Genomic DNA, 17737 nt, shown 5'->3' with positions numbered 1-17737 from the left:
AAGATTATTAAATTGTTGGCACGGTTCCGCCGTCGATTACAAATTCAGTTCCTGTTAGGTAACCAGCCCTTGGTGAGACAAGAAAACCAACTAATTCAGCTACTTCTTCCGGCTCGGCAGGCCTGCCGTAAGGTATTCCACCCAATGCATCCATAACACTTTGCATCGCTTCTTCAACAGTGCTATTTGAGTTTCTTGCAATCTCACCCAGAAAGGCTGTCGATGCTGATGTGTTGATCCATCCAGGCGAAACGGTCAGCACCCGCACACCTTTCGGCGTAACCTCGTTAGATAAGCTTTTGCTGTAGTTGCGCAGTCCTGCTTTTGCGGCAGCATATGGTAAAGTAGACTCATACAAGGGCAGTTTCCCCTGAATAGAAGCGATGTGAATGATAACACCGTCTTTCCTTTCTATCATTTGCGGTAGAAATCCTCTGTCGAGCCTTACAGGCGCCAATAGGTTTGCATGCAGCGTAGTAATCCAGTCTTCATCGCTTAAGACGCTAAAGCCGCCGGCAGGTGTATATGATGAGCCGAGGTTATTCACCAGGATTTCCAGCCTGCCATACGTCGATAGTACTTCACTAACTACTTTTTGCGACCCTTCCGCCGTACTTAAATCGGCAGCGATAAAATGCAGTTTGCTGTTTTCTTTTTCGGGTGCGTTCCTGGCGGTGATGATTACTGTTGCCCCGGCTTGCAGCAGCCTTTCAGCAATAGCCCTTCCGGCGCCTTTTGTACCGCCTGTTACTAATGCGATTTTTCCTGATAATTCATTTTGGTAATCCATGTTGTGATATGTTTTAAATTTCTTTGTGCAAATCTCGGCAGTACGTTACATCCTCACAAGTAAGGAGTTACGATTCATATAGGGATAAATTTTTCCCCTATTGCGAATAATGAGATATAGCTTAATTTTGTAACATGTATGAAAGAAAGACATTGCCAAACCTGAATTGCGGCCTTGACCTTATAGGTGAAGTGCTGTATGGCAAATGGAAGATACGCCTGCTTTGGTTTATTGACCAGGGACATAAGCGCCCGAGTGAACTGCAGCGTAAGATACCGGATGCTTCGCGCAGGGTTTTAAATATCCAGCTGAAAGAACTGGAAGAACATGAACTTGTGTCAAAGATTATTTACCCTGTTGTGCCTCCCAAAGTCGAATATAGCCTGACAGATTTTGGAAAAACACTAATTCCTGTAATTTCAGTCATCGGTAATTGGGGTGATGAGCATGAGGAACGTTTGCGCTCGCTCATTTTAAAACGTTTAGAGTGAAGCATTATTAAAAATAGATGAAGCTATGAATTTTGCGGGTATAATGAATTGGTCTGCCATCTCCTCTGGCATAAAAATAATGATAGAAGTTGTGAGCCGGTATAGAAACAACCCGTAGGTGTTTCTACACTGAACAGAACTAATTTTATGCGGTTTGAATATTATACTTTTCCTTAATTAACCGTATCTCTTTTTCGGGTTTGCCTAGTATAGCAATATCTTTTTCAGACATTGTTCCCGCTTTTATTGAGTCGCTTATCAAGCAGGATCATTTCTTTCCAATAGGAGCCTGTCCCGTAATTGCGTAGACTTCCGTTTGTTTTACTGTTGCATGCCCCAGCATTTCCTTTACCACATGGACATTATTGTTCAGTGTAACCGGGGTGCCAAAGGTCCGGGGTGCCATGTGTGTATTAAACGTAAAAGGAATTCCGTAAACTGTTGAAATGATAAACAGTAATCCTTTCATGATGTTACCTAACGGATTTAAATCCACCTACAATTTGCACATTTTTTAAAATTTTAAGCGCGCTTTTTGCAACATCTTGATGTTCGGCATCAACTATCTTTGCACGTTAAACCCACCAGGCATGAAAAAGTTTCCGTTTACTCCACAGGGCATGGCCGGACTGCAAAACAAGCTGTATCAACTGGCTGATCGCGAACTATTGAGCGAAGCACAATATGTTGCTGAAGATTTTCTTTCTTGGGCAGCAGCCCGCTTTGCTCTGGATATCTGCCTGTTTGAGTACATCCGTAGTTTGCCGGATTCGGTAAGGCTGCAGCTGGGGTGGTGCATCGCCTCCTGCATAAGTGCCAGACAACCTTTTTCAATTGAAGACGTGCCTATTGAGTTACCTTTATCAGGCTGGAGCCAGTTTTTATCAGCCGGGTTTCAATTTAATATCAATATGACCGCCTCAACTGGGAATTTTACCCTTAAACTTACAACTGCTGCTAAATAAGATTTCCTGACGGTTGGGAGACCCGATGGGGAAGAAGGCGGCAGCTGCTAATTAGCACTGCCTGCTGCTTATTTCGGGAGAGAGTAGAAAAAAAAACACCTGCCATGGGCAGGTGCTTGTAACTAACTGTGATAGTATATTAAGCTATGACTACGTTTGTTGCGTTTGGACCTCTGCGGCCTTCTTCAATGTTGTAGCGGACCTCATCATTCTCACGGATGTTTTCGGTTAGCCCCGAAACGTGAACAAAGATTTCACTTCCGCCATTGTTCGGTGTAATAAACCCGAAACCTTTTTCTTCATTGAAGAATTTTACTGTACCTTCTTGCATTTTAAATAAATTAATTTGCGTAAAGATAGCTTATTAAATCGGAATTTCCTGTAAATTAGTTTTTTATTTGTCTCAGGCTTCACTTAAATTCCCCCCGGGACACTTTATGTGCACCTAAACTACTCAGCTGTGGCCTTGCGGATCAGTAGCCTTTCAGCCGGTGCGGTGGAAAAGGCATTAATATCATCAACAGCGGCGATCATGCTGTCAAGCCCCTTGCCTTTGTTGTTGTTCAGTTTGCGTTCCTGCTTTTTCTGGTCTTTGATTTTCTTGCGCAATGCATTCTTCTTGATACTTTCTTTTTTCTGAAAAGATTCGGCCATATGTAATTATTTTAATTATTATTCATTCTTACGTGCACCTTCGGCATCCCTGCATTGCTTTACCAGCAGGGCCTGGGTACGGCACCGGTAAATATGACCGTGATAGCCAGCCTTTCGGTATTGGTAATGGCAATCATCCTGATGATCAGCTCTTTCGATAAGGCCTTGACCTCTTTAAGCACACTGCGGCGCAGGCACATTCTTGCCGTCGACTGCAGGTTTTACTGTGCCCCGGATGATAGTCTCCAATTTCACTGAGCGATAATTTGAAATGCATTACCTGCAGGGAATGTATCATAGCGAGCTTTTTAGGCACCCTTCCAGGTGCGGTTGACAATTTTGGCCGGTATGAAAAACAAGTGGTAAATACTCAGCGTTTCTCAAACTCACTTTAGTAAAGTGGAAAGATAGCGGACAGATTAGCAGATTGAGGTATGCCAGATGCACTATTGTTTTAATGCTGCTAAGGTAGTGTAAATAAAGGCGTAAACCTAATTTAAGGCGTTATAAGCTCATACAAACGTTGGTACTTCGGACGGCTACCCTGCTGAGGGGCATTCCGGCAATCCTGCGCCGCACGAACCCCGGGATGGCTCGCGCGGCGCGCCGCCGCTACAATGGCAGCGGCATCGCCCTGAAATCTTCCAAATTCAGGAAGCAGCCCCTCTGCGTAGTAGACCCATTGCGGAACAGCTGCCACAGCATTGAGCAGCCCATCTGCGCCAATGTCGAATTAATATACAAGTCCTGTTTCTCGAGCGCCTCTGCAAGCGAGCAGCTTGGCAGGTCATCACTGCCCGACTGCCGCAGCAGTTCCCCAAATTCTTCCGTAACAAATGGCAGGCTTTCAACTGTCTCAAAGTTCTCTGACTTAGGTTGTTTTACATTGCCGATAGTGGAAAGGATAACCTGTCCGCTGTCTTTCCCGTTGCCAAAATCCATCCAGTACCTCGGTACGTTGGCATAGTGGCTACCGCCTGTTGCTCCTTTGAGGATTTCCGCAATCTCAAAACGAGCGGCAGCCGTGTCTACACAGGAGATATAAATCGCTGCCTTCGCCTGTCCTGACTGGCTATCGAACTTCTTATTGACCGCTTTCCATCCCGTGCCGAAGAAACGGTTGCAGCGGGTAGGGTTCAGCTCGACTTCAAAGATGCCGACGCTAACGGCAATTTCCGCCAAAAGCACTATCATGAGAATTATGGCTATGATTTGGAAGCTGTTGTTTCTAAACACCCTATCAAGGAGCTGGACAATCCATCCCATAAAGAAGACCTGCTGAACTCCCTGAAGAAAGGCAACAGGCAATCGGCTACATTTATCAAAGACGGCCAGGAAGTGAAACAATATATTGAAGCAAGCCCACAGTTCAAGACACTAACTATCTACGATGCCGACCAAAGGCGCCTTGACACGCGGCAGGCAAAAGAGCAGCAGCAGTCCCAAAGTGGTGAAACGTCCAAGAAACAGGATACGAAAGCTAAGCAGTCAAATAGCGACGAGGATGGCCCGGGCGAGCAGCAGGAAAAGAAACAGCGCCGTAAGAAGCAATCTTTGTAGTCATGGAAGCGGATAATCCACTGTCAGTATTTTTTCAGCGCAGCTGCAATGACCAAAGGGTTGGCGTAACTCATATAGGGGTTTTTGCTGCGCTGGTACAATTTGCAGCTGCCAGTGGATTTCCAAATCCTGTTCAGGCATTCAGCTATGACATTATGAAGATAGCGAAGATTTCGGCTCTTAGGACTTATTGCCGATGTATGAGAGAGCTAAGTGACTACGGCTACCTGAGGTATGTCCCTTCAAAGAAAAAGAACAAGCCCAGCAGCATATACTTTTCAGGCTGAAAAAAAAAATACCCTTTATTGAACCACTAAATGAAGCAATATGGAAAATGGAGTTACTAAGGAGGACCTTCAGCAGTTCGGCGCCCTTTTGATCGGAACCATTCGCAAAATGATTGAGGGTGGTAAAGGTACTGAGAAAGAAGCTGTACAGCCTGAATGGCTTAAAAGCAGGGCGGTGAGGAAAATGCTCGACATCTCGCCCGAGACACTCCAAAACCTGAGGATCACAGGCAAAGTGCGTTTTAAAAAGGTTTTGGGTTCGTACTACTATAGCAAGGAGGACCTTGTGCAGCTGTTCAACGAAAATCAGGCTAAATGACCACTATCGAATTTACTCAGTTTATCGCAGTAATTGAAAAAGACCGGAGGCTTACTGCCTGGCACCTGTCATTACTTGCTGCGGTCCTCTTTCTAGCTATAAAGCAGGGCAGGGCAGAAGCAGTAAAGGTTAGCCGCAGCAGGCTCATGAGCCTGGCTCATATTACTACCTTGCCAACCTATCATAAGTATTTTAAAAGCCTCCAGCACTTAGGTTATATTGTATATCGGCCTTCTTATCACCCCGGAGTGCGGAGTGAAATCGACATTTTAACGCAGCGGTAGCCCGCTGTTATTTATACAAAGAATCTGTGCTACAGAGAAGCCTTAAGCAGCATCTTAGTTAAATGCCTGCCGGAACTCGAGAGGTGACAGATTTGTCTTCTTCTTAAAGAGGGTACTGAACGATTGTGCGTGTTCAAAGCCTAATGTATAAGCAATTTCGCTTACCGATAAATTTGTTAGCGATAGCTTCTCCTTCGCCTTTTCAATTAATTTCTGGTGTATGTGTTGTTGCGTATTCTGCCCGGTGTGCATGCGCAACAGGTCGCTCAGGTAGTTTGGAGACAGGTTCATAAGTTCGGCCATACGTTGTACCGTCAGCAGTTCCGGTTGCGCTGTCGGGTTACTATCAAAATACGCGTTAATGAGGCTCTCAAATTTGGCAAGCAACTGGTAATTGTGGTTTTTCCTGGTTATAAACTGCCGCTCGTAAAATCGTTTTGAATAATTGAGCAATAATTCTATTTGCGACAATATAATTTCCTGGGTATACTTATCAATATGCATGCATTCTTTATCAATCTTATTCAATATTTTAATAAGATCATCTTCTTCTTCAGCAGAAAGATGCAGCGCCTCATTCACGGCATACGAGAAAAAGTTATATCCGCTGATATTACCTGCGAGGGGATGAGCCAGTAAAAAGTCAGGATGGAAAATAAGCAGGTAACCTGATCCGCATTCTATATTGTCCAGATCCAGGTATTGAACCTGATTGGGCGCAGTAAAGCTAAGAACCCCCTTATCATAATCGTAATGTTGCTGGCCATACCGTATTTTACCCGTAGCATCTCTTTTAAGGGCGACACAGTAGAAGGTGTTTACAAAACCTTTCCAAACGTCATCTTCCATGAAGATACTTTCCGCAAGGTTAATTACGCTTACCAATGGATGCCGTGGCTCGGGCAGGGAGAGTAACCGATGGAATTCTGAAATTGATCTTATGGTGTTCATAATGCTAATTTACATATTTAAAGTGGCAGCGGCTGCACTATTGTACAACCGCTTATAATTTAATCTATCAGACCCATGCTAAACTCATCATAGGGGTTACCGGTATCAGTACCCAAGGGCACAATGTTTTCCAGTTTTGACAAATCAGCTTGACTTAATTCCACTTCTGTAGCCGCTATATTTTGTTCTAAATATTTCCTTCGCTTGGTGCCGGGAATAGGCAAAATGCCCTGGCTTAAAATCCAGGCAAGTGCTAACTGCGATGAGGTTATTTTTTTCTCTTCGGCCATGGCCTCAATTGCTTTAACCAATTCAATATTCTTGTAAAAATGAGCTCCCTGGAAACGGGGAATCGCTCTGCGAAAATCATTTTCCGGTAAGTCATCTATAGTACGGATCTGCCCGGACAGGAAACCGCGCCCTAATGGTGAATAGGCAACAAAACCTATTCCAAGTTCGCGTAAAGTATCCAATACGCCACGTTCTTCCACCGTGCGCTCAAACAAAGAATATTCACTTTGTACGGCCGTAATAGGATGAACCGCGTGAGCTCTTATTACAGTTTCTGATGATACTTCTGAGAGACCAAGGTAGCCTACTTTACCTTCCTTCACCAGCTCACTCATGGCTTCAACGGTTTCTTCTATAGGCGTGTTCTTGTCAAGTCGGTGCATATAGTACAGGTCAATGTAGTCTGTATTAAGATTTCTGAGCGAACGCTCCACTGCTTTTTTTACATACTCTTTTTTGCCGTTGATAGCCCATGTCACTTTATTATTATCATCTATTTCCCAGCCGAATTTTGTCGCGATTATAAATTTATCCCTTTTACCATTTATCGCTTTAGCGATCAACTGCTCATTTTTGAAAGGGCCGTACAAATCGGCAGTGTCTAAAAAATTACCGCCCAGTTCAAGGGAGCGGTGTATAGTAGCTATCGCTTCCCTCTCATCTGCCGGGCCATACATGTTTCCGTCTTCAAAACCGGTCATGCCCATACAGCCCAGCCCGATAACAGGCACAGTAAGTCCCTGGTTTCCTAAAGATCTTGTTTTCATAATTAATATTTTAATTTTCTGATACAAAGTTCAGTAATGCCTTGCTGCGTTTTGTATGCAAAGCCCTGAAGCTTGTTTGCAAATCCACGACAGGAGATTTTTCCTTAGGCGAAAGAAGAAAGCCGTTACTTTAATAAGGTAACGGAACATGAGTTGGTATGAAAATAAAGGCAAACCTCATTTAGCCTACAAAATCCTACAATACGGCTACAACCCGGGTATGGTGATTTGCCAACTTTGTGCCATAAATTTAAAAGAATAAAATGATGGAAAAAGCAAATCAATCAAAAGTATGGTTCATCACCGGCTCATCAAGAGGTTTCGGGCGAATATGGACAGAGGCAGCGCTGCAGCGTGGTGATAAGGTGGCAGCAACAGCCAGAAATGTAGACAGTATCGCTGATTTTAAAGAAAAATATGGTGACAATGTGCTTACCCTGCCTTTGGATGTAACACAGCCTACACAGGTAGAAAGCGCTGTAAAAGCCGCACACAGCCATTTCGGTAGTCTGGATATTGTAATTAATAATGCAGGTTATTCGTTAGTTGCTACTGTAGAGGAAGCCAAAGCGGAAGACATCCGTGCATTATACGAAACAAATGTTTTAGGGCCGGTAGCAGTTATACAGGCAGTGTTGCCTATTATGCGAAAGCAAGGCTACGGCCATATCCTGGGTACATCGAGCAACCTCGGCCATTTCGTGATTCCGCTTATAGGTTACTATTGCTCTTCAAAATGGGCTTTTGAAGCTATTCATGAAAGCCTGGCTACAGAGGTTAAGCCTTTCGGTATCAAAGTCACCATCATAGAGCCAAATGCTTATGCTACAGAATTCGGGAGCCAGGAGTCGCTGAAATTTTCGCGGAATATGCCCGAATATGACAAATTAAAAGAATCGGTTTGGGAAACCTTACACCAATATGAACGGGGCAACCCTAATGCTACAGCAGCAGCTATTCTTGCGGTTGTAGATGCGCCTGAGCCGCCGCTGCGCTTGTTTTTAGGCAGAAATAACCTGGAGGGTATCAGCCAAACCTACAACGAACGCATTAAGGTCTGGGAAGAGTGGCAGGATGTAGCCGCAGCCGCCCAGGGCTAATCAAATGATTTTCAGCGACAGGAGTAATAATTCCTGTTGCTGTTTTAATTAAATTTGTATGACATAATAGAACAGGATGAAAAAGAACAATCAGCCCCCACACAGATTTGCCTCCCTTGCAGAAGGATTAAAAGCCTTTGGCTTTCCGCCGCCACAACACCCTCTTATCACTGTGATCGATGGTATTGATGAGCATATGGCGGGCGTTGCCCCTGCAGAAGGGCATGTGCTGACTTTTTACAAGATCGTATTCCGACCCAATATCGGCGGGCTCCTGCGTTACGGGCAAACCCATTTTGATTATAATGAAGGGGGATTGTTTTTTGCTGCCCCTAACCAGATTGTGGCGCCGAACGAGAGTAATCCCCGCCAGGCACCCTGTACACGTGAGGAGATAGCTATACTGATGCATCCCGACTTTTTGCTTAATTATCCTTTAGCCGCCAAGATAAAGAAGTACCAGTTCTTTTCTTATGCGGTAAATGAGGCTTTGCATTTATCAGAAAAGGAGAAGGATATAATCCTCAACCTTTTCAGGAACATACAGGAAGAGCTGAACAGCCGCATTGATGAATTAAGCCAGGATGTGGTTATTGCACAACTGGAGCTGCTGCTCAATTATGCACAGGGGTTCTACAAACGCCAGTTCATTACCAGGAAGACCATCAGCAACAGCCTCCTCCAGCAGTTTGAAGAGGTTCTGAATAAATATTTTGATGAGGGCCAGCCACTTTACCGGGGCATCCCTACTGTGCAGAACTTAGCCGAAAGCTTAGCCATTTCGGCGGGTTACCTAAGCGATATGTTGCGGACACTTACCGGGCAGAACGCGCAGCACCACATCCATGAAAAAGTAATTGAGAAAGCCAAAGAAAGATTGTCCACGACCAATTTATCAGTTTCAGAAATTGCTTATGACCTGGGCTTTGAGCATCCACAGAGCTTCAGCAAATTGTTCAAAACTAAAACCAATCAGAGCCCGCTGGAGTTTCGCGCGCAGTTTAATTAATCTGTATTTAATTACTCATAACAGGAAGCGAATACTTTTAAATGAAGAAGAATTATGCCTAAATTTGGGAGAATAGAAATGAGCTATGAAAAAAATAGGGTTTTTATCTTTTGGGCACTGGTCTGATCATCCTTCCTACCAAACCCGTACAGCAGGCGACACGTTACTTCAGTCGATCGACCTGGCTGTGGCTGCTGAAGAAATTGGTTTAGATGGTGCCTATTTCCGCGTACATCATTTTGCGCGGCAGCTGGCATCGCCTTTCCCTTTGCTGGCAGCAATAGGCGCTAAGACAAGCAAAATAGAAATTGGGACAGGCGTAATTGATATGCGTTATGAAAACCCGTTGTATATGGTAGAGGATGCCGGTGCTGCTGACTTAATTTCAAAAGGCCGTTTGCAGCTGGGCATAAGCAGGGGATCGCCGGAACAGGTAATAGACGGTTGGCGGTACTTCGGGTATGAACCTGCGGACGAGGAAAACGATGCAGACATGGGACGCAAAAAGGCATTGGAGTTTTTAGAAAGGCTTGAGGGTCGCGGATTCGCCCAGCCGAACCCAAACCCAATGTTCCCCAATCCGCCGGGATTATTACGCTTAGAGCCGCATTCTGAAGGATTAAGGGAAAGAATCTGGTGGGGAGCTGCATCTAATACTACAGCAGTATGGGCAGCTGAAAATGCAATGTACCTGCAAAGCTCTACGCTAAAATTTGATGAAAACGGCAAGCCGTTCCATATACAGCAGGCTGAGCAGATTAGGATGTACAAAGATGCCTGGAGGAAAGCTGGCCACCAGCGCGAGCCGCGAGTTTCAGTAAGCCGCTCGATTTTTGCAATTGTCAATGAACAAGATAGGTACTATTTTGGACAACAGGGAAAAGGTAGTGACAGCTTTGGCTATATTGAAAGCGATAAGCGTGCGATATTCGGGAAGAGTTATGCCGCAGAACCTGATAAGCTTATTGAAGAACTTTCCCGGGATGAAGCCATTCAGGAGGCGGATACATTGTTGTTGACTATACCCAACACTCTCGGGGTTGATTATAATGTTCATATACTATCTGCAATTATGAATTACATCGCTCCAGCGTTGGGGTGGCGTTAAACTTTAGCATTATGGGCCAAACAATCCTTCTTCATGAAATATCACCGGAAGACTTGCAGGAAATGATTAGGCAGGCTGTCAGGGAAGAACTTAATTCCTTCTTATCAGAGTTAAAGGTGCAGAAGGATGACTCTGATGTACTTTTGAGCAGGGCAGAGGCTAGTGAATTACTAAAGGTAAGCCTAACTACCTTGTGGAATTGGACGAAATCAAATAAAGTAATATCCTATGGAATGGGCAACAGGATATTTTATAAAAAGAAGGAGCTGCTTGAAAGCCTGACCAAATTGCGATATCGATAGTCTGACGTACCAGTTCTGTAGCGTACCTATACAGGTGTCTACATCAGAGCTTTACCCACATAGGGTTCTGCTTCACGATTTCTTTATGTATCGCACAACTTTCCGCATGCGCGCCATGCAAATAGCCAATACTCATTAAAAACTCATTTACAATTTCGCCACCTGTAAAGCGGAATATCTTTTTAAACAGCTTAACCCATTCTTCCTTTGTTTTGGGGTGATGGTGCTCCAGCCATTTTTCAAACGATCCGAATTCCTTTTGCAAGCCAATGATTGTTTTTGCATTTTCTATGGCGGCATTAACCTTTAGTCTGTTTCGGATGATACCTGCATCAGCCAAAAGCCGCTCACGGTCTAGTTCGGTATAGGCGGCTATTTTTTTTATATTGAAATTGTCATACGCATTTCGGAAAGACGCTTCCTTTTTCAGGATTGTTTCCCAGCTTAATCCGGCTTGGTTGATTTCTAATATTAACCGGCCAAATAATTCGTTATCATCATGAATGGGAAAACCGTAATGGTTATCATGATAGTTTTTATGTAGTGCCTGCCTCTCGGGCGGCATATTCGGGATGGCTGTACAGTACGACATTTTATGTAGGTGTTTAAGGGTTGATCAAATTTGTAATAAACAAGGAAATGGCTAAAATAGCCATTTCCCGTTTACACTGTAAATTTTAATGATTGTATCAATCCGTCAGTTATCACCAGGTGATAGTTCAACACAATCGGGCTGCCCGGAAAGTTCCATGATGTTTCCGCTTTCAGGATGCTTTCCGTTTCGTGTTCTTCATAACCGGCAGGTTTGATTGTAGCACGGTATCGCTCGTTAGAGTCGGCAATCCAGGCCTCAATTTCTTCTTTTCCGTTGTGGGTTCTGCCTTCATCTTTAACCACGGCATTATCTGAAAAACACTTTACGTAGGCGGCGCTGTCAAAGTTATTTTGCGCTGCCACCAAATCTGCTATTACTTTTGGTAAGTTCATGTTATTTTTTTTAGGTTATTAAACAGTGCGCACGGTTCCACCGTCAATTACAAATTCGGTTCCGGTTAAATAGTTGGCTCTCGGTGAAACAAGAAAACCAACTAATTCAGCTACTTCTTCGGATTTCGCAGGCCTACCATACGGTATTCCTCCCAATGCATCCATTACGCTTTGCTGCGCCTCTTCCACTGTACTATTGGCATTTCGGGCAAGCTCGCCTAGCCACGCTTCTGATGCTGATGTGTTGATCCATCCCGGCGAGACTGTCAGCACGCGCACACCTTTTGGTGTAACTTCATTTGATAAGCTCTTGCTGTAGTTGCGCAGGCCTGCTTTGGCGGCAGCGTATGGCAGCGTTGACTCATATAATGGCAGTTTCCCCTGGATGGATGCGATGTGAATGATAACGCCATCTTTACGCTCAATCATTTGTGGTAGAAACCCCTTGTCAAGTCTTACAGGTGCTAACAGGTTCGCATGTATTGTAGATATCCAGTCTTCGTCACTCAATACACTAAAGCCACCGGCAGGTGTAGATGATGAGCCGAGATTGTTTACAAGAATGTCGAGCCTGCCATATGTTGACAATACTTCGCTAACCACTTTTTGCGATCCTTCCGCAGTACTTAGGTCGGCCGCGATAAAATGCAGTTTGCCGTTGTCTTTTTCAGGAGCATTCCTGGCAGTGATTATTACCGTTGCGCCGGCTTGCAGCAGCCTTTCGGCCATAGCCCTTCCTGCGCCTTTTGTACCGCCTGTTACTAATGCAATCTTTCCAGATAATTCGTTTTGATAATCCATGTTGTGATATATTTTAAATTTCTTTGTACAAATCTCGGCAGTACGTTACATCCTCACAAGTAAGGAGTTACGATTCAGATAGGGATAAATTTTTCCCCTATTGCGTGTATTGGTATATAGCTTAATTTTGTAACATGTATGAAAGAAAAACATTGCCAAACCTGAATTGCGGCCTTGACCTTATAGGTGAAGTGCTGTATGGATAATGGAAGATACGCCTGCTTTGGTTTATTGACCAGGGACACAAGCGCCCAAGCGAACTGCAGCGTAAGATACCGGATGCTTCACGCAGGGTTTTAAATATCCAGCTGAAAGAATTGGAGGAACATGAACTTGTGTCAAAGATTATTTACCCCGTTGTGCCTCCTAAAGTGGAATATAGCCTCACAGATTTTGGAAAAACATTAATTCCTGTAATTTCAGCCATCGGGAATTGGGGAGATGAGCATGAGGAACGCTTACGGTCGCTCATTTTAAAACGTGTAGAGTCAAGTCTATGACCATGTAAGAAACTGATCTCATTTTCTTATGTCATCCTTTTCAGAAAATTTTATGCATAAAAGGGCAGTGAAGACTATTTTTTTCATAAGGGACGAATAGGTCTGTTGGAAAGTAATATTAGTCTAAGCTTCGCGTAATGATGTCAATAAATCAAGAATTTATCCAGGTAAATTGTTACAAAATCGTGGTGCATTAAACTAAGGATCTGTAACATGCAGATTCATGTGTTCAATTATGTCCTCTCTAAAAACATACTTTTAATGTTTTTCTAAAAAGTATTTCTTCCTGAACCAGAATGCGAGGTTAACTAAAGCGATTAGAGCCGGGACTTCTACTAACGGGCCTATAACCCCTGCAAATGCTTGCCCGCTATTTATACCAAACACACCTATGGCGACCGCAATAGCAAGTTCAAAATTATTTCCTGTAGCAGTAAAAGCTATTGAAGTGCTTTTTGAATAGTCGGCACCAAAGAAGCGTCCTGTGAAAAAGCTTATCACAAACATAATCGTAAAGTAGATTACCAAGGGTATTGCAATCCTGACAACATCCATAGGTATCTGCACAATAAGCTCACCTTTAAGGCTAAACATTATTACTATCGTAAACAGTAGAGCTATGAGGGTAATTGGTGAAATAAATGGTATGTATTTCGTCTGGAACCATTCAAGACCCTTAAGTTTGATTAGAGCATATCGGCTTACGATACCGAGGGCAAAGGGTATGCCTAGGTAAATACCAACACTTTCGGCGATTTGTCCAATACTGATTTCTACTGCAAAGCCGTCATAGCCGAAATAAGGGGGAAGTACTGTTATAAAGATATAAGCATACACGCTATATAGGAATACCTGGAAGATACTATTGAGTGCAATAAGTCCCGCAGCATATTCACGGTTACCATCAGCAAGGTCATTCCATACTACTACCATTGCGATACAACGTGCCAAGCCGATGAGGATAACTCCAATCATGTATTCGGGATAACCTTTGAGGAATAATAGAGCTAGGGCAAACATAAGGATCGGCCCAATAATCCAATTTAGCAGCAGGGAGGCGCCCAAAACTTTAGTATTTGAAAAGACCTCACGCATTTTGCTATAATTGACCTTTGCTAAGGGCGGGTACATCATCAGGATCAATCCTATGGCGAGGGGGATATTGGTAGTCCCGTTCGAAAAGGAGTTGAAAAAGTCACTGCTTGACGGTAGCAGGTAGCCAAGTGCTACACCTATAGCCATTGCAAGGAAAATCCACAAAGTGAGGTAACGATCTAAGAAACCAAGTTTTTTTCTATCGGCGGCAGGGGCGCAATTGTTTGCAGACATACTTATTTTTTAATTTGGGAAAACACAAAAAACATTTCCTCAGCAATCTGGCGGCTGCGCTCATGGTACTGTTCGGCTTGCTGCGGTGTATTATCAAATTCTTTCGGGTCTTCATAAGTAATAGCTATCCGCTTTTCAGCACCCGATATAAAAGGGCATCCGCCATCTGCCTGCGAACAGGTCATTATGGCTGCAAAGCCACCTTCAGGATTAAAATCATTATAATATGTTTTAGAAAAAGCGATTACGGGGTGCTGGTTTTCTGAATATTTTACTGCATATACAGGGTTACTTCCGGTAGAGAGTGTCTGAATCTTGAAACCTGACGTCCTCAAGGTATCAGCAACAACCGGAAACATGGCCGTTGCCTCTGTTCCGCCCGAGTAACAATAGACCCTTGGAATGTGGAAGTGTGCAGCTGCTGCCTGTGCCCAGATCTGTGCAAGGTGGCTCCTGCGTGAGTTGTGCGTGCAAATCAGGTTAAGCCTAATCTCCTCCTGATTTATGGCTTTGGCCTGTATAAAGTCAATTAAAGGCTTAAGCACCTCTTTACGTTGTTCTGAAATATTATCAGAACTGAAGCTTCTCGTTATACTTGTTATTTCCGGATAAAGCATGATATTATGTGATATTGGTTATGGTTAGCAGCAGCTTCCGCCGGGGGTGCAGCTGTTGGCAGTTTCGGCAGCAATTTCTGAAAGTGCAACTTTTTTCTTTTCAATTGGAACGCCGCACTGGTCTGAGGCAAGGCATGTGGTCTGCTTGTTCAGCAGCAAAAACCCTTTGCTGTCAAAGCTAAGGCCAAATTTTCCTATAGTCCTGTCCTGGTATTCAACTTCAATTTCATAATCGCCTATACCTAAAACCTTCTCGGATAAATCAATAATTTTCAACAGCTTTTCCGGTTTCAGCCTGTGGTCTTCATCACTTGAATCTTCCCATAGCTGAAAGTTGACAACAGTCTCCTTTCGGATCGTGCCTCCGCAGTCAATAAAATCTTTAGTTATTAATCCCACTTCTGTAACATGGAAGTTTTCCGGGACATATGACCCATCAGGAAGCTGAAAGGATAATGTCTCTACCGAACTTAAGTACGTTTTAATTTCTGATAGTTTCATAAGATTATTATTTAGTATTAGCAGCAGCTTGCTTTTTTCTTTTCTGCATACTCGGTGATATGTTGAAAGAACCCTTTAATTTTTTCAAATCCTGCCTCATTAATGCAATAGCAAATAGCCGTGCCTTCGATATTCCCTTTTATAAGCCCTGCATTCTTAAGTTCTTTCAAGTGCTGTGAAACAGTGGGCTGAGCTAAAGGCATTTCATTTACGATGTCACCGCAAATGCAGGTATCAACCTGCATAAGGTATTCTATGATGGCTATGCGTGCAGGATGTCCCAAAGCTTTGGCTAAGACAGCCAGTTCATTTTGATTATCCGTAAAATGATCGGTTTTAGTTGCTCCCATATTTTATTATTATATTGCAATATTACAATATAAGTTACTTAAGTCAATTAATTTTGTATTTTTTTTTAAAAAAAGTTTAATGTTGTTTCTGTTGCCGGAGTTACTGAATTACAATGTTTTAATATTATACTTTTCCTTAATTAGCCGTATCTCTTTTTCGAGTTTGCCTAGTATAGCAATATCTGCCTGCGACATCTTATTCGCTTTCTTATTAATACGCTTATCAAGCAGGGTCATTTCCCTTCCAATGGAAGCCTGTTCTGTAATTGCATAGGCTTCTGTTTGCTTTACTGAAGCATGTCCCAGCATCTCTTTAACCACATGGATTGGTACATTATTGTTCAGCGTAACGGTACTGCCAAAAGTCCGGCGCGCCATGTGTGTATTAAGAGTGAAAGGAAATCCGCAGAGATTGGCTATCTCTTTAAGGTACTCGTTCATCTTTTGGTTCGATGATACTGGCAAGACTGTCCCACGCTGAACGCACAGGGGATGATCCTTATACTTATCAATAATTTTAAGCGCCTGCGGCAGGAGGGGAACGTTGGTCTCGGAGCCTGTCTTTTGCCTCGCAGAAATTATCCATAACTTACCGTCAATACCTTTCTTGATCTCTGTCTTCTTTAGTTGATAGGCGTCAATATAGGCCAAACCCGTATAGCATTGGAATACGAAAACATCACGGACCACGGCTAACCTGTCCGTCGTGAAGTAATGGTTCTCCAACGCGTACAGTTCCTGGCTGGAAAGCGGCTTCTTGATTACTTTAGTCTTACGGCCTTTAAAGTTTTTAAAAGGGTCTTTTAGTATTATTTCTTTATCTATTGCGCGCAACACGATCTTCTTGAAGTTCGCAATATACTTTAGCGTGGTATTATTGCTGCAGTTCCTCACCGTCCTGAGATAGAATTCGAAGTCTTTGATAAAAGCAAGGTCAAGATCGGCGAACTCCATATCTACCTTATTAAACTTGATGCGGAGGAATTCCCTAAGGTGATTGATTGTGATGGAGAAACGGTCCAGGGTGCCTTCTGCGTAGCCTTTGCCTATCAGTGCAGCCATTTCCCGGTTATGAGATTCGAACTCTTCGAGGACCTTAACACGCGGAGTAAGCCTACCAAGGATATAATCCATAATTTTCTCCGAAGTGACCGGCTTCCTGCTATATAGCAGCTCAGTCTTACATTCATTCACTTTCATCAGCAGTGAGTCAAGGAAAAAGTTCAGGGCTCTGGCATCCTCTTTGTTACCAATTGCCCGTTCAGCCTTCTGGTCCCACCGGCTCGCTTCCCATTTCCTTTTAATTGATGTTTCCTTAGGAATACCATCTACTGTAATTCTTAAGTAGATATTCCTCAGATTACTTGCATTACGGGGCGTTTTCAAAAAGAAAGACAGCCCAAAACTGTTCTCTAACATAATTCAACTTTTTAGATTAATAAATGTAGAAATACAGCGTCTTAAAATCAAGTCGTTAAACTGCTTTACTTGTTGATATACAGCGATTTAAATGCAATTCTGTGGCACATTTTTTTCAAGGTCAAATGTGCCACGATTTTGCCACAAAACTTTTGTGCCTTTTTATAAAATCTGATGAAGTGCAGGAAAATAAAAAAACCTGCAAATCGTTGATTTTGCAGGTTTTACACGTTTTTATGCGGGTTTTTGTAAAATATGGAAAAGCTTGATTTTCCGTATTTTAACCCTTTTCGTGGGGAGAGCAGGATTCGAACCTGCGAAGGTTTCCCAACAGATTTACAGTCTGCCCTCGTTG

At 43.4% G+C, this 17737-nt stretch carries 26 protein-coding genes; 10 read left to right on the top strand and 16 right to left on the bottom strand.

Translation table 11 applies throughout. The features are described 5' to 3' along the window. Positions 1-7: 7 nt before the first annotated feature. A complete protein-coding gene (locus tag GSF09_RS09565) occupies positions 8-790 on the bottom strand; it encodes an SDR family oxidoreductase (protein ID WP_159800759.1) in 783 nt (260 codons plus the stop codon). Between the two features lie 134 nt (positions 791-924). Between GSF09_RS09565 and GSF09_RS09560 the strand changes: the two genes are divergently transcribed. Further along, complete coding sequence (locus tag GSF09_RS09560; RefSeq protein WP_159800757.1) at positions 925-1281, top strand: helix-turn-helix domain-containing protein; 357 nt, start codon at positions 925-927, stop codon at positions 1279-1281. Positions 1282-1549: 268 nt separating this feature from the next. Here GSF09_RS09560 and GSF09_RS13760 read toward each other — a convergent pair whose 3' ends face one another. Beyond that, on the bottom strand, positions 1550-1750 hold the full coding sequence (locus GSF09_RS13760) for a hypothetical protein (protein ID WP_201309346.1): 201 nt from the start codon (positions 1748-1750) through the stop codon (positions 1550-1552). 121 nt (positions 1751-1871) lie between these two features. On the opposite strand from GSF09_RS13760, the gene GSF09_RS09550 reads away from it, so the two are divergent. Beyond that, positions 1872-2246 (top strand): hypothetical protein, encoded by a 375-nt coding sequence (locus tag GSF09_RS09550; RefSeq protein ID WP_159800755.1) that lies wholly within the window; start codon positions 1872-1874, stop codon positions 2244-2246. 139 nt (positions 2247-2385) lie between these two features. On the opposite strand, the gene GSF09_RS09545 is transcribed toward GSF09_RS09550, so the two are convergent. The 4 genes from GSF09_RS09545 to GSF09_RS09530 all read right to left on the bottom strand — a co-directional run bounded on the left by GSF09_RS09545 (position 2386) and on the right by GSF09_RS09530 (position 4094). Then, the gene (locus tag GSF09_RS09545) at positions 2386-2577 is read right to left on the bottom strand and encodes a cold-shock protein (RefSeq protein WP_159800753.1); all 192 of its coding nucleotides are present in this window, start codon (positions 2575-2577) and stop codon (positions 2386-2388) included. Positions 2578-2696: 119 nt separating this feature from the next. Continuing rightward, the gene (locus GSF09_RS09540; protein ID WP_159800751.1) at positions 2697-2900 is read right to left on the bottom strand and encodes a hypothetical protein; all 204 of its coding nucleotides are present in this window, start codon (positions 2898-2900) and stop codon (positions 2697-2699) included. A gap of 59 nt (positions 2901-2959) precedes the next feature. Continuing rightward, the gene (locus GSF09_RS09535) at positions 2960-3100 is read right to left on the bottom strand and encodes a hypothetical protein (RefSeq protein WP_159800749.1); all 141 of its coding nucleotides are present in this window, start codon (positions 3098-3100) and stop codon (positions 2960-2962) included. A 412-nt stretch (positions 3101-3512) separates the two neighbouring features. Beyond that, complete coding sequence (locus GSF09_RS09530) at positions 3513-4094, bottom strand: PRTRC system ThiF family protein (RefSeq protein WP_236564874.1); 582 nt, start codon at positions 4092-4094, stop codon at positions 3513-3515. 18 nt (positions 4095-4112) lie between these two features. On the opposite strand from GSF09_RS09530, the gene GSF09_RS13755 reads away from it, so the two are divergent. The 3 genes from GSF09_RS13755 to GSF09_RS09515 all read left to right on the top strand — a co-directional run bounded on the left by GSF09_RS13755 (position 4113) and on the right by GSF09_RS09515 (position 5350). Further along, entirely contained in the window at positions 4113-4460 is a 348-nt protein-coding gene (locus tag GSF09_RS13755) for a hypothetical protein (protein ID WP_201309348.1), read from the top strand. Between the two features lie 327 nt (positions 4461-4787). Further along, a complete protein-coding gene (locus GSF09_RS09520; protein ID WP_159800745.1) occupies positions 4788-5066 on the top strand; it encodes a helix-turn-helix domain-containing protein in 279 nt (92 codons plus the stop codon). Beyond that, positions 5063-5350, top strand: a complete 288-nt coding sequence (locus tag GSF09_RS09515) for a hypothetical protein (protein ID WP_159800743.1) — start codon at positions 5063-5065, stop codon at positions 5348-5350. Before GSF09_RS09520 ends, GSF09_RS09515 begins: the two co-directional genes overlap by 4 nt. Positions 5351-5404: 54 nt before the next feature. Here the strand turns inward: GSF09_RS09515 and GSF09_RS09510 are convergent, their stop codons facing one another. Together GSF09_RS09510 and GSF09_RS09505 are read right to left on the bottom strand one after the other, a co-directional pair. Next, on the bottom strand, positions 5405-6301 hold the full coding sequence (locus tag GSF09_RS09510; RefSeq protein ID WP_159800741.1) for an AraC family transcriptional regulator: 897 nt from the start codon (positions 6299-6301) through the stop codon (positions 5405-5407). Between the two features lie 59 nt (positions 6302-6360). Next, a complete protein-coding gene (locus GSF09_RS09505) occupies positions 6361-7359 on the bottom strand; it encodes an aldo/keto reductase (protein WP_159800739.1) in 999 nt (332 codons plus the stop codon). A gap of 263 nt (positions 7360-7622) precedes the next feature. On the opposite strand from GSF09_RS09505, the gene GSF09_RS09500 reads away from it, so the two are divergent. From GSF09_RS09500 to GSF09_RS09485, 4 genes are all read left to right on the top strand, one after another. Then, positions 7623-8459: an SDR family NAD(P)-dependent oxidoreductase gene (locus GSF09_RS09500; protein ID WP_236564873.1), complete on the top strand. Its 837-nt coding sequence runs from the start codon at positions 7623-7625 to the stop codon at positions 8457-8459. A gap of 172 nt (positions 8460-8631) precedes the next feature. Then, a complete protein-coding gene (locus GSF09_RS09495; RefSeq protein ID WP_370515990.1) occupies positions 8632-9468 on the top strand; it encodes a helix-turn-helix domain-containing protein in 837 nt (278 codons plus the stop codon). Between the two features lie 85 nt (positions 9469-9553). Then, on the top strand, positions 9554-10576 hold the full coding sequence (locus tag GSF09_RS09490; RefSeq protein ID WP_159800735.1) for an LLM class flavin-dependent oxidoreductase: 1023 nt from the start codon (positions 9554-9556) through the stop codon (positions 10574-10576). An 11-nt stretch (positions 10577-10587) separates the two neighbouring features. Beyond that, positions 10588-10878 carry a helix-turn-helix domain-containing protein gene (locus GSF09_RS09485; protein ID WP_159800733.1) on the top strand — a complete coding sequence of 97 codons (291 nt, stop codon included), beginning with the start codon at positions 10588-10590 and terminating at the stop codon, positions 10876-10878. Between the two features lie 43 nt (positions 10879-10921). Here GSF09_RS09485 and GSF09_RS09480 read toward each other — a convergent pair whose 3' ends face one another. From GSF09_RS09480 to GSF09_RS09470, 3 genes are all read right to left on the bottom strand, one after another. Continuing rightward, complete coding sequence (locus GSF09_RS09480) at positions 10922-11470, bottom strand: DNA-3-methyladenine glycosylase I (RefSeq protein ID WP_159800731.1); 549 nt, start codon at positions 11468-11470, stop codon at positions 10922-10924. Positions 11471-11541: 71 nt separating this feature from the next. Beyond that, a complete protein-coding gene (locus GSF09_RS09475; protein ID WP_159800729.1) occupies positions 11542-11865 on the bottom strand; it encodes a nuclear transport factor 2 family protein in 324 nt (107 codons plus the stop codon). Between the two features lie 18 nt (positions 11866-11883). Beyond that, positions 11884-12666, bottom strand: coding sequence for an SDR family oxidoreductase (locus GSF09_RS09470; protein WP_159800727.1), 783 nt, complete (start codon positions 12664-12666; stop codon positions 11884-11886). Positions 12667-12878: 212 nt separating this feature from the next. On the opposite strand from GSF09_RS09470, the gene GSF09_RS13790 reads away from it, so the two are divergent. Beyond that, the gene (locus GSF09_RS13790) at positions 12879-13166 is read left to right on the top strand and encodes a winged helix-turn-helix transcriptional regulator (protein ID WP_370515994.1); all 288 of its coding nucleotides are present in this window, start codon (positions 12879-12881) and stop codon (positions 13164-13166) included. A 258-nt stretch (positions 13167-13424) separates the two neighbouring features. On the opposite strand, the gene arsB is transcribed toward GSF09_RS13790, so the two are convergent. From arsB to GSF09_RS09440, 5 genes are all read right to left on the bottom strand, one after another. Then, entirely contained in the window at positions 13425-14495 is a 1071-nt protein-coding gene (gene arsB, locus GSF09_RS09460) for an ACR3 family arsenite efflux transporter (RefSeq protein WP_159800725.1), read from the bottom strand. A gap of 2 nt (positions 14496-14497) precedes the next feature. After that, a complete protein-coding gene (locus tag GSF09_RS09455) occupies positions 14498-15112 on the bottom strand; it encodes a protein-tyrosine-phosphatase (protein WP_159800723.1) in 615 nt (204 codons plus the stop codon). A 24-nt stretch (positions 15113-15136) separates the two neighbouring features. After that, the gene (locus GSF09_RS09450; protein ID WP_159800721.1) at positions 15137-15613 is read right to left on the bottom strand and encodes a DUF6428 family protein; all 477 of its coding nucleotides are present in this window, start codon (positions 15611-15613) and stop codon (positions 15137-15139) included. A 17-nt stretch (positions 15614-15630) separates the two neighbouring features. Further along, a complete protein-coding gene (locus tag GSF09_RS09445; protein ID WP_159800719.1) occupies positions 15631-15963 on the bottom strand; it encodes a helix-turn-helix transcriptional regulator in 333 nt (110 codons plus the stop codon). Positions 15964-16071: 108 nt separating this feature from the next. Then, complete coding sequence (locus GSF09_RS09440; protein WP_159800717.1) at positions 16072-17382, bottom strand: site-specific integrase; 1311 nt, start codon at positions 17380-17382, stop codon at positions 16072-16074. Positions 17383-17737 lie beyond the last annotated feature (355 nt).

Origin of the sequence: Flavobacterium sp. MK4S-17, from assembly GCF_009848495.1 — a bacterium.
Lineage (GTDB): Bacteria > Bacteroidota > Bacteroidia > Flavobacteriales > Flavobacteriaceae > Flavobacterium.
This window is presented reverse-complemented; position numbering and strand designations above follow the sequence as displayed.

What these genes read in the sequence shown, in the direction of transcription:
- GSF09_RS09520 (WP_159800745.1), top strand. Translation starts at nt 4,788, where the DNA reads ATGGAAAATGGAGTTACTAAGGAGGACCTTCAGCAGTTCGGCGCCCTT.
- GSF09_RS09440 (WP_159800717.1), bottom strand. Translation starts at nt 17,382, where the DNA reads ATGTTAGAGAACAGTTTTGGGCTGTCTTTCTTTTTGAAAACGCCCCGT.
- GSF09_RS09535 (WP_159800749.1), bottom strand. Translation starts at nt 3,100, where the DNA reads ATGTGCCTGCGCCGCAGTGTGCTTAAAGAGGTCAAGGCCTTATCGAAA.
- GSF09_RS09530 (WP_236564874.1), bottom strand. Translation starts at nt 4,094, where the DNA reads ATGATAGTGCTTTTGGCGGAAATTGCCGTTAGCGTCGGCATCTTTGAA.
- GSF09_RS09515 (WP_159800743.1), top strand. Translation starts at nt 5,063, where the DNA reads ATGACCACTATCGAATTTACTCAGTTTATCGCAGTAATTGAAAAAGAC.
- arsB (WP_159800725.1), bottom strand. Translation starts at nt 14,495, where the DNA reads ATGTCTGCAAACAATTGCGCCCCTGCCGCCGATAGAAAAAAACTTGGT.
- GSF09_RS09550 (WP_159800755.1), top strand. Translation starts at nt 1,872, where the DNA reads ATGAAAAAGTTTCCGTTTACTCCACAGGGCATGGCCGGACTGCAAAAC.
- GSF09_RS09455 (WP_159800723.1), bottom strand. Translation starts at nt 15,112, where the DNA reads ATGCTTTATCCGGAAATAACAAGTATAACGAGAAGCTTCAGTTCTGAT.
- GSF09_RS09505 (WP_159800739.1), bottom strand. Translation starts at nt 7,359, where the DNA reads ATGAAAACAAGATCTTTAGGAAACCAGGGACTTACTGTGCCTGTTATC.
- GSF09_RS09470 (WP_159800727.1), bottom strand. Translation starts at nt 12,666, where the DNA reads ATGGATTATCAAAACGAATTATCTGGAAAGATTGCATTAGTAACAGGC.
- GSF09_RS09500 (WP_236564873.1), top strand. Translation starts at nt 7,623, where the DNA reads ATGATGGAAAAAGCAAATCAATCAAAAGTATGGTTCATCACCGGCTCA.
- GSF09_RS09565 (WP_159800759.1), bottom strand. Translation starts at nt 790, where the DNA reads ATGGATTACCAAAATGAATTATCAGGAAAAATCGCATTAGTAACAGGC.
- GSF09_RS09445 (WP_159800719.1), bottom strand. Translation starts at nt 15,963, where the DNA reads ATGGGAGCAACTAAAACCGATCATTTTACGGATAATCAAAATGAACTG.
- GSF09_RS09510 (WP_159800741.1), bottom strand. Translation starts at nt 6,301, where the DNA reads ATGAACACCATAAGATCAATTTCAGAATTCCATCGGTTACTCTCCCTG.
- GSF09_RS09560 (WP_159800757.1), top strand. Translation starts at nt 925, where the DNA reads ATGTATGAAAGAAAGACATTGCCAAACCTGAATTGCGGCCTTGACCTT.
- GSF09_RS13760 (WP_201309346.1), bottom strand. Translation starts at nt 1,750, where the DNA reads ATGAAAGGATTACTGTTTATCATTTCAACAGTTTACGGAATTCCTTTT.
- GSF09_RS09545 (WP_159800753.1), bottom strand. Translation starts at nt 2,577, where the DNA reads ATGCAAGAAGGTACAGTAAAATTCTTCAATGAAGAAAAAGGTTTCGGG.
- GSF09_RS09475 (WP_159800729.1), bottom strand. Translation starts at nt 11,865, where the DNA reads ATGAACTTACCAAAAGTAATAGCAGATTTGGTGGCAGCGCAAAATAAC.
- GSF09_RS09450 (WP_159800721.1), bottom strand. Translation starts at nt 15,613, where the DNA reads ATGAAACTATCAGAAATTAAAACGTACTTAAGTTCGGTAGAGACATTA.
- GSF09_RS09540 (WP_159800751.1), bottom strand. Translation starts at nt 2,900, where the DNA reads ATGGCCGAATCTTTTCAGAAAAAAGAAAGTATCAAGAAGAATGCATTG.
- GSF09_RS09485 (WP_159800733.1), top strand. Translation starts at nt 10,588, where the DNA reads ATGGGCCAAACAATCCTTCTTCATGAAATATCACCGGAAGACTTGCAG.
- GSF09_RS09490 (WP_159800735.1), top strand. Translation starts at nt 9,554, where the DNA reads ATGAAAAAAATAGGGTTTTTATCTTTTGGGCACTGGTCTGATCATCCT.
- GSF09_RS09480 (WP_159800731.1), bottom strand. Translation starts at nt 11,470, where the DNA reads ATGTCGTACTGTACAGCCATCCCGAATATGCCGCCCGAGAGGCAGGCA.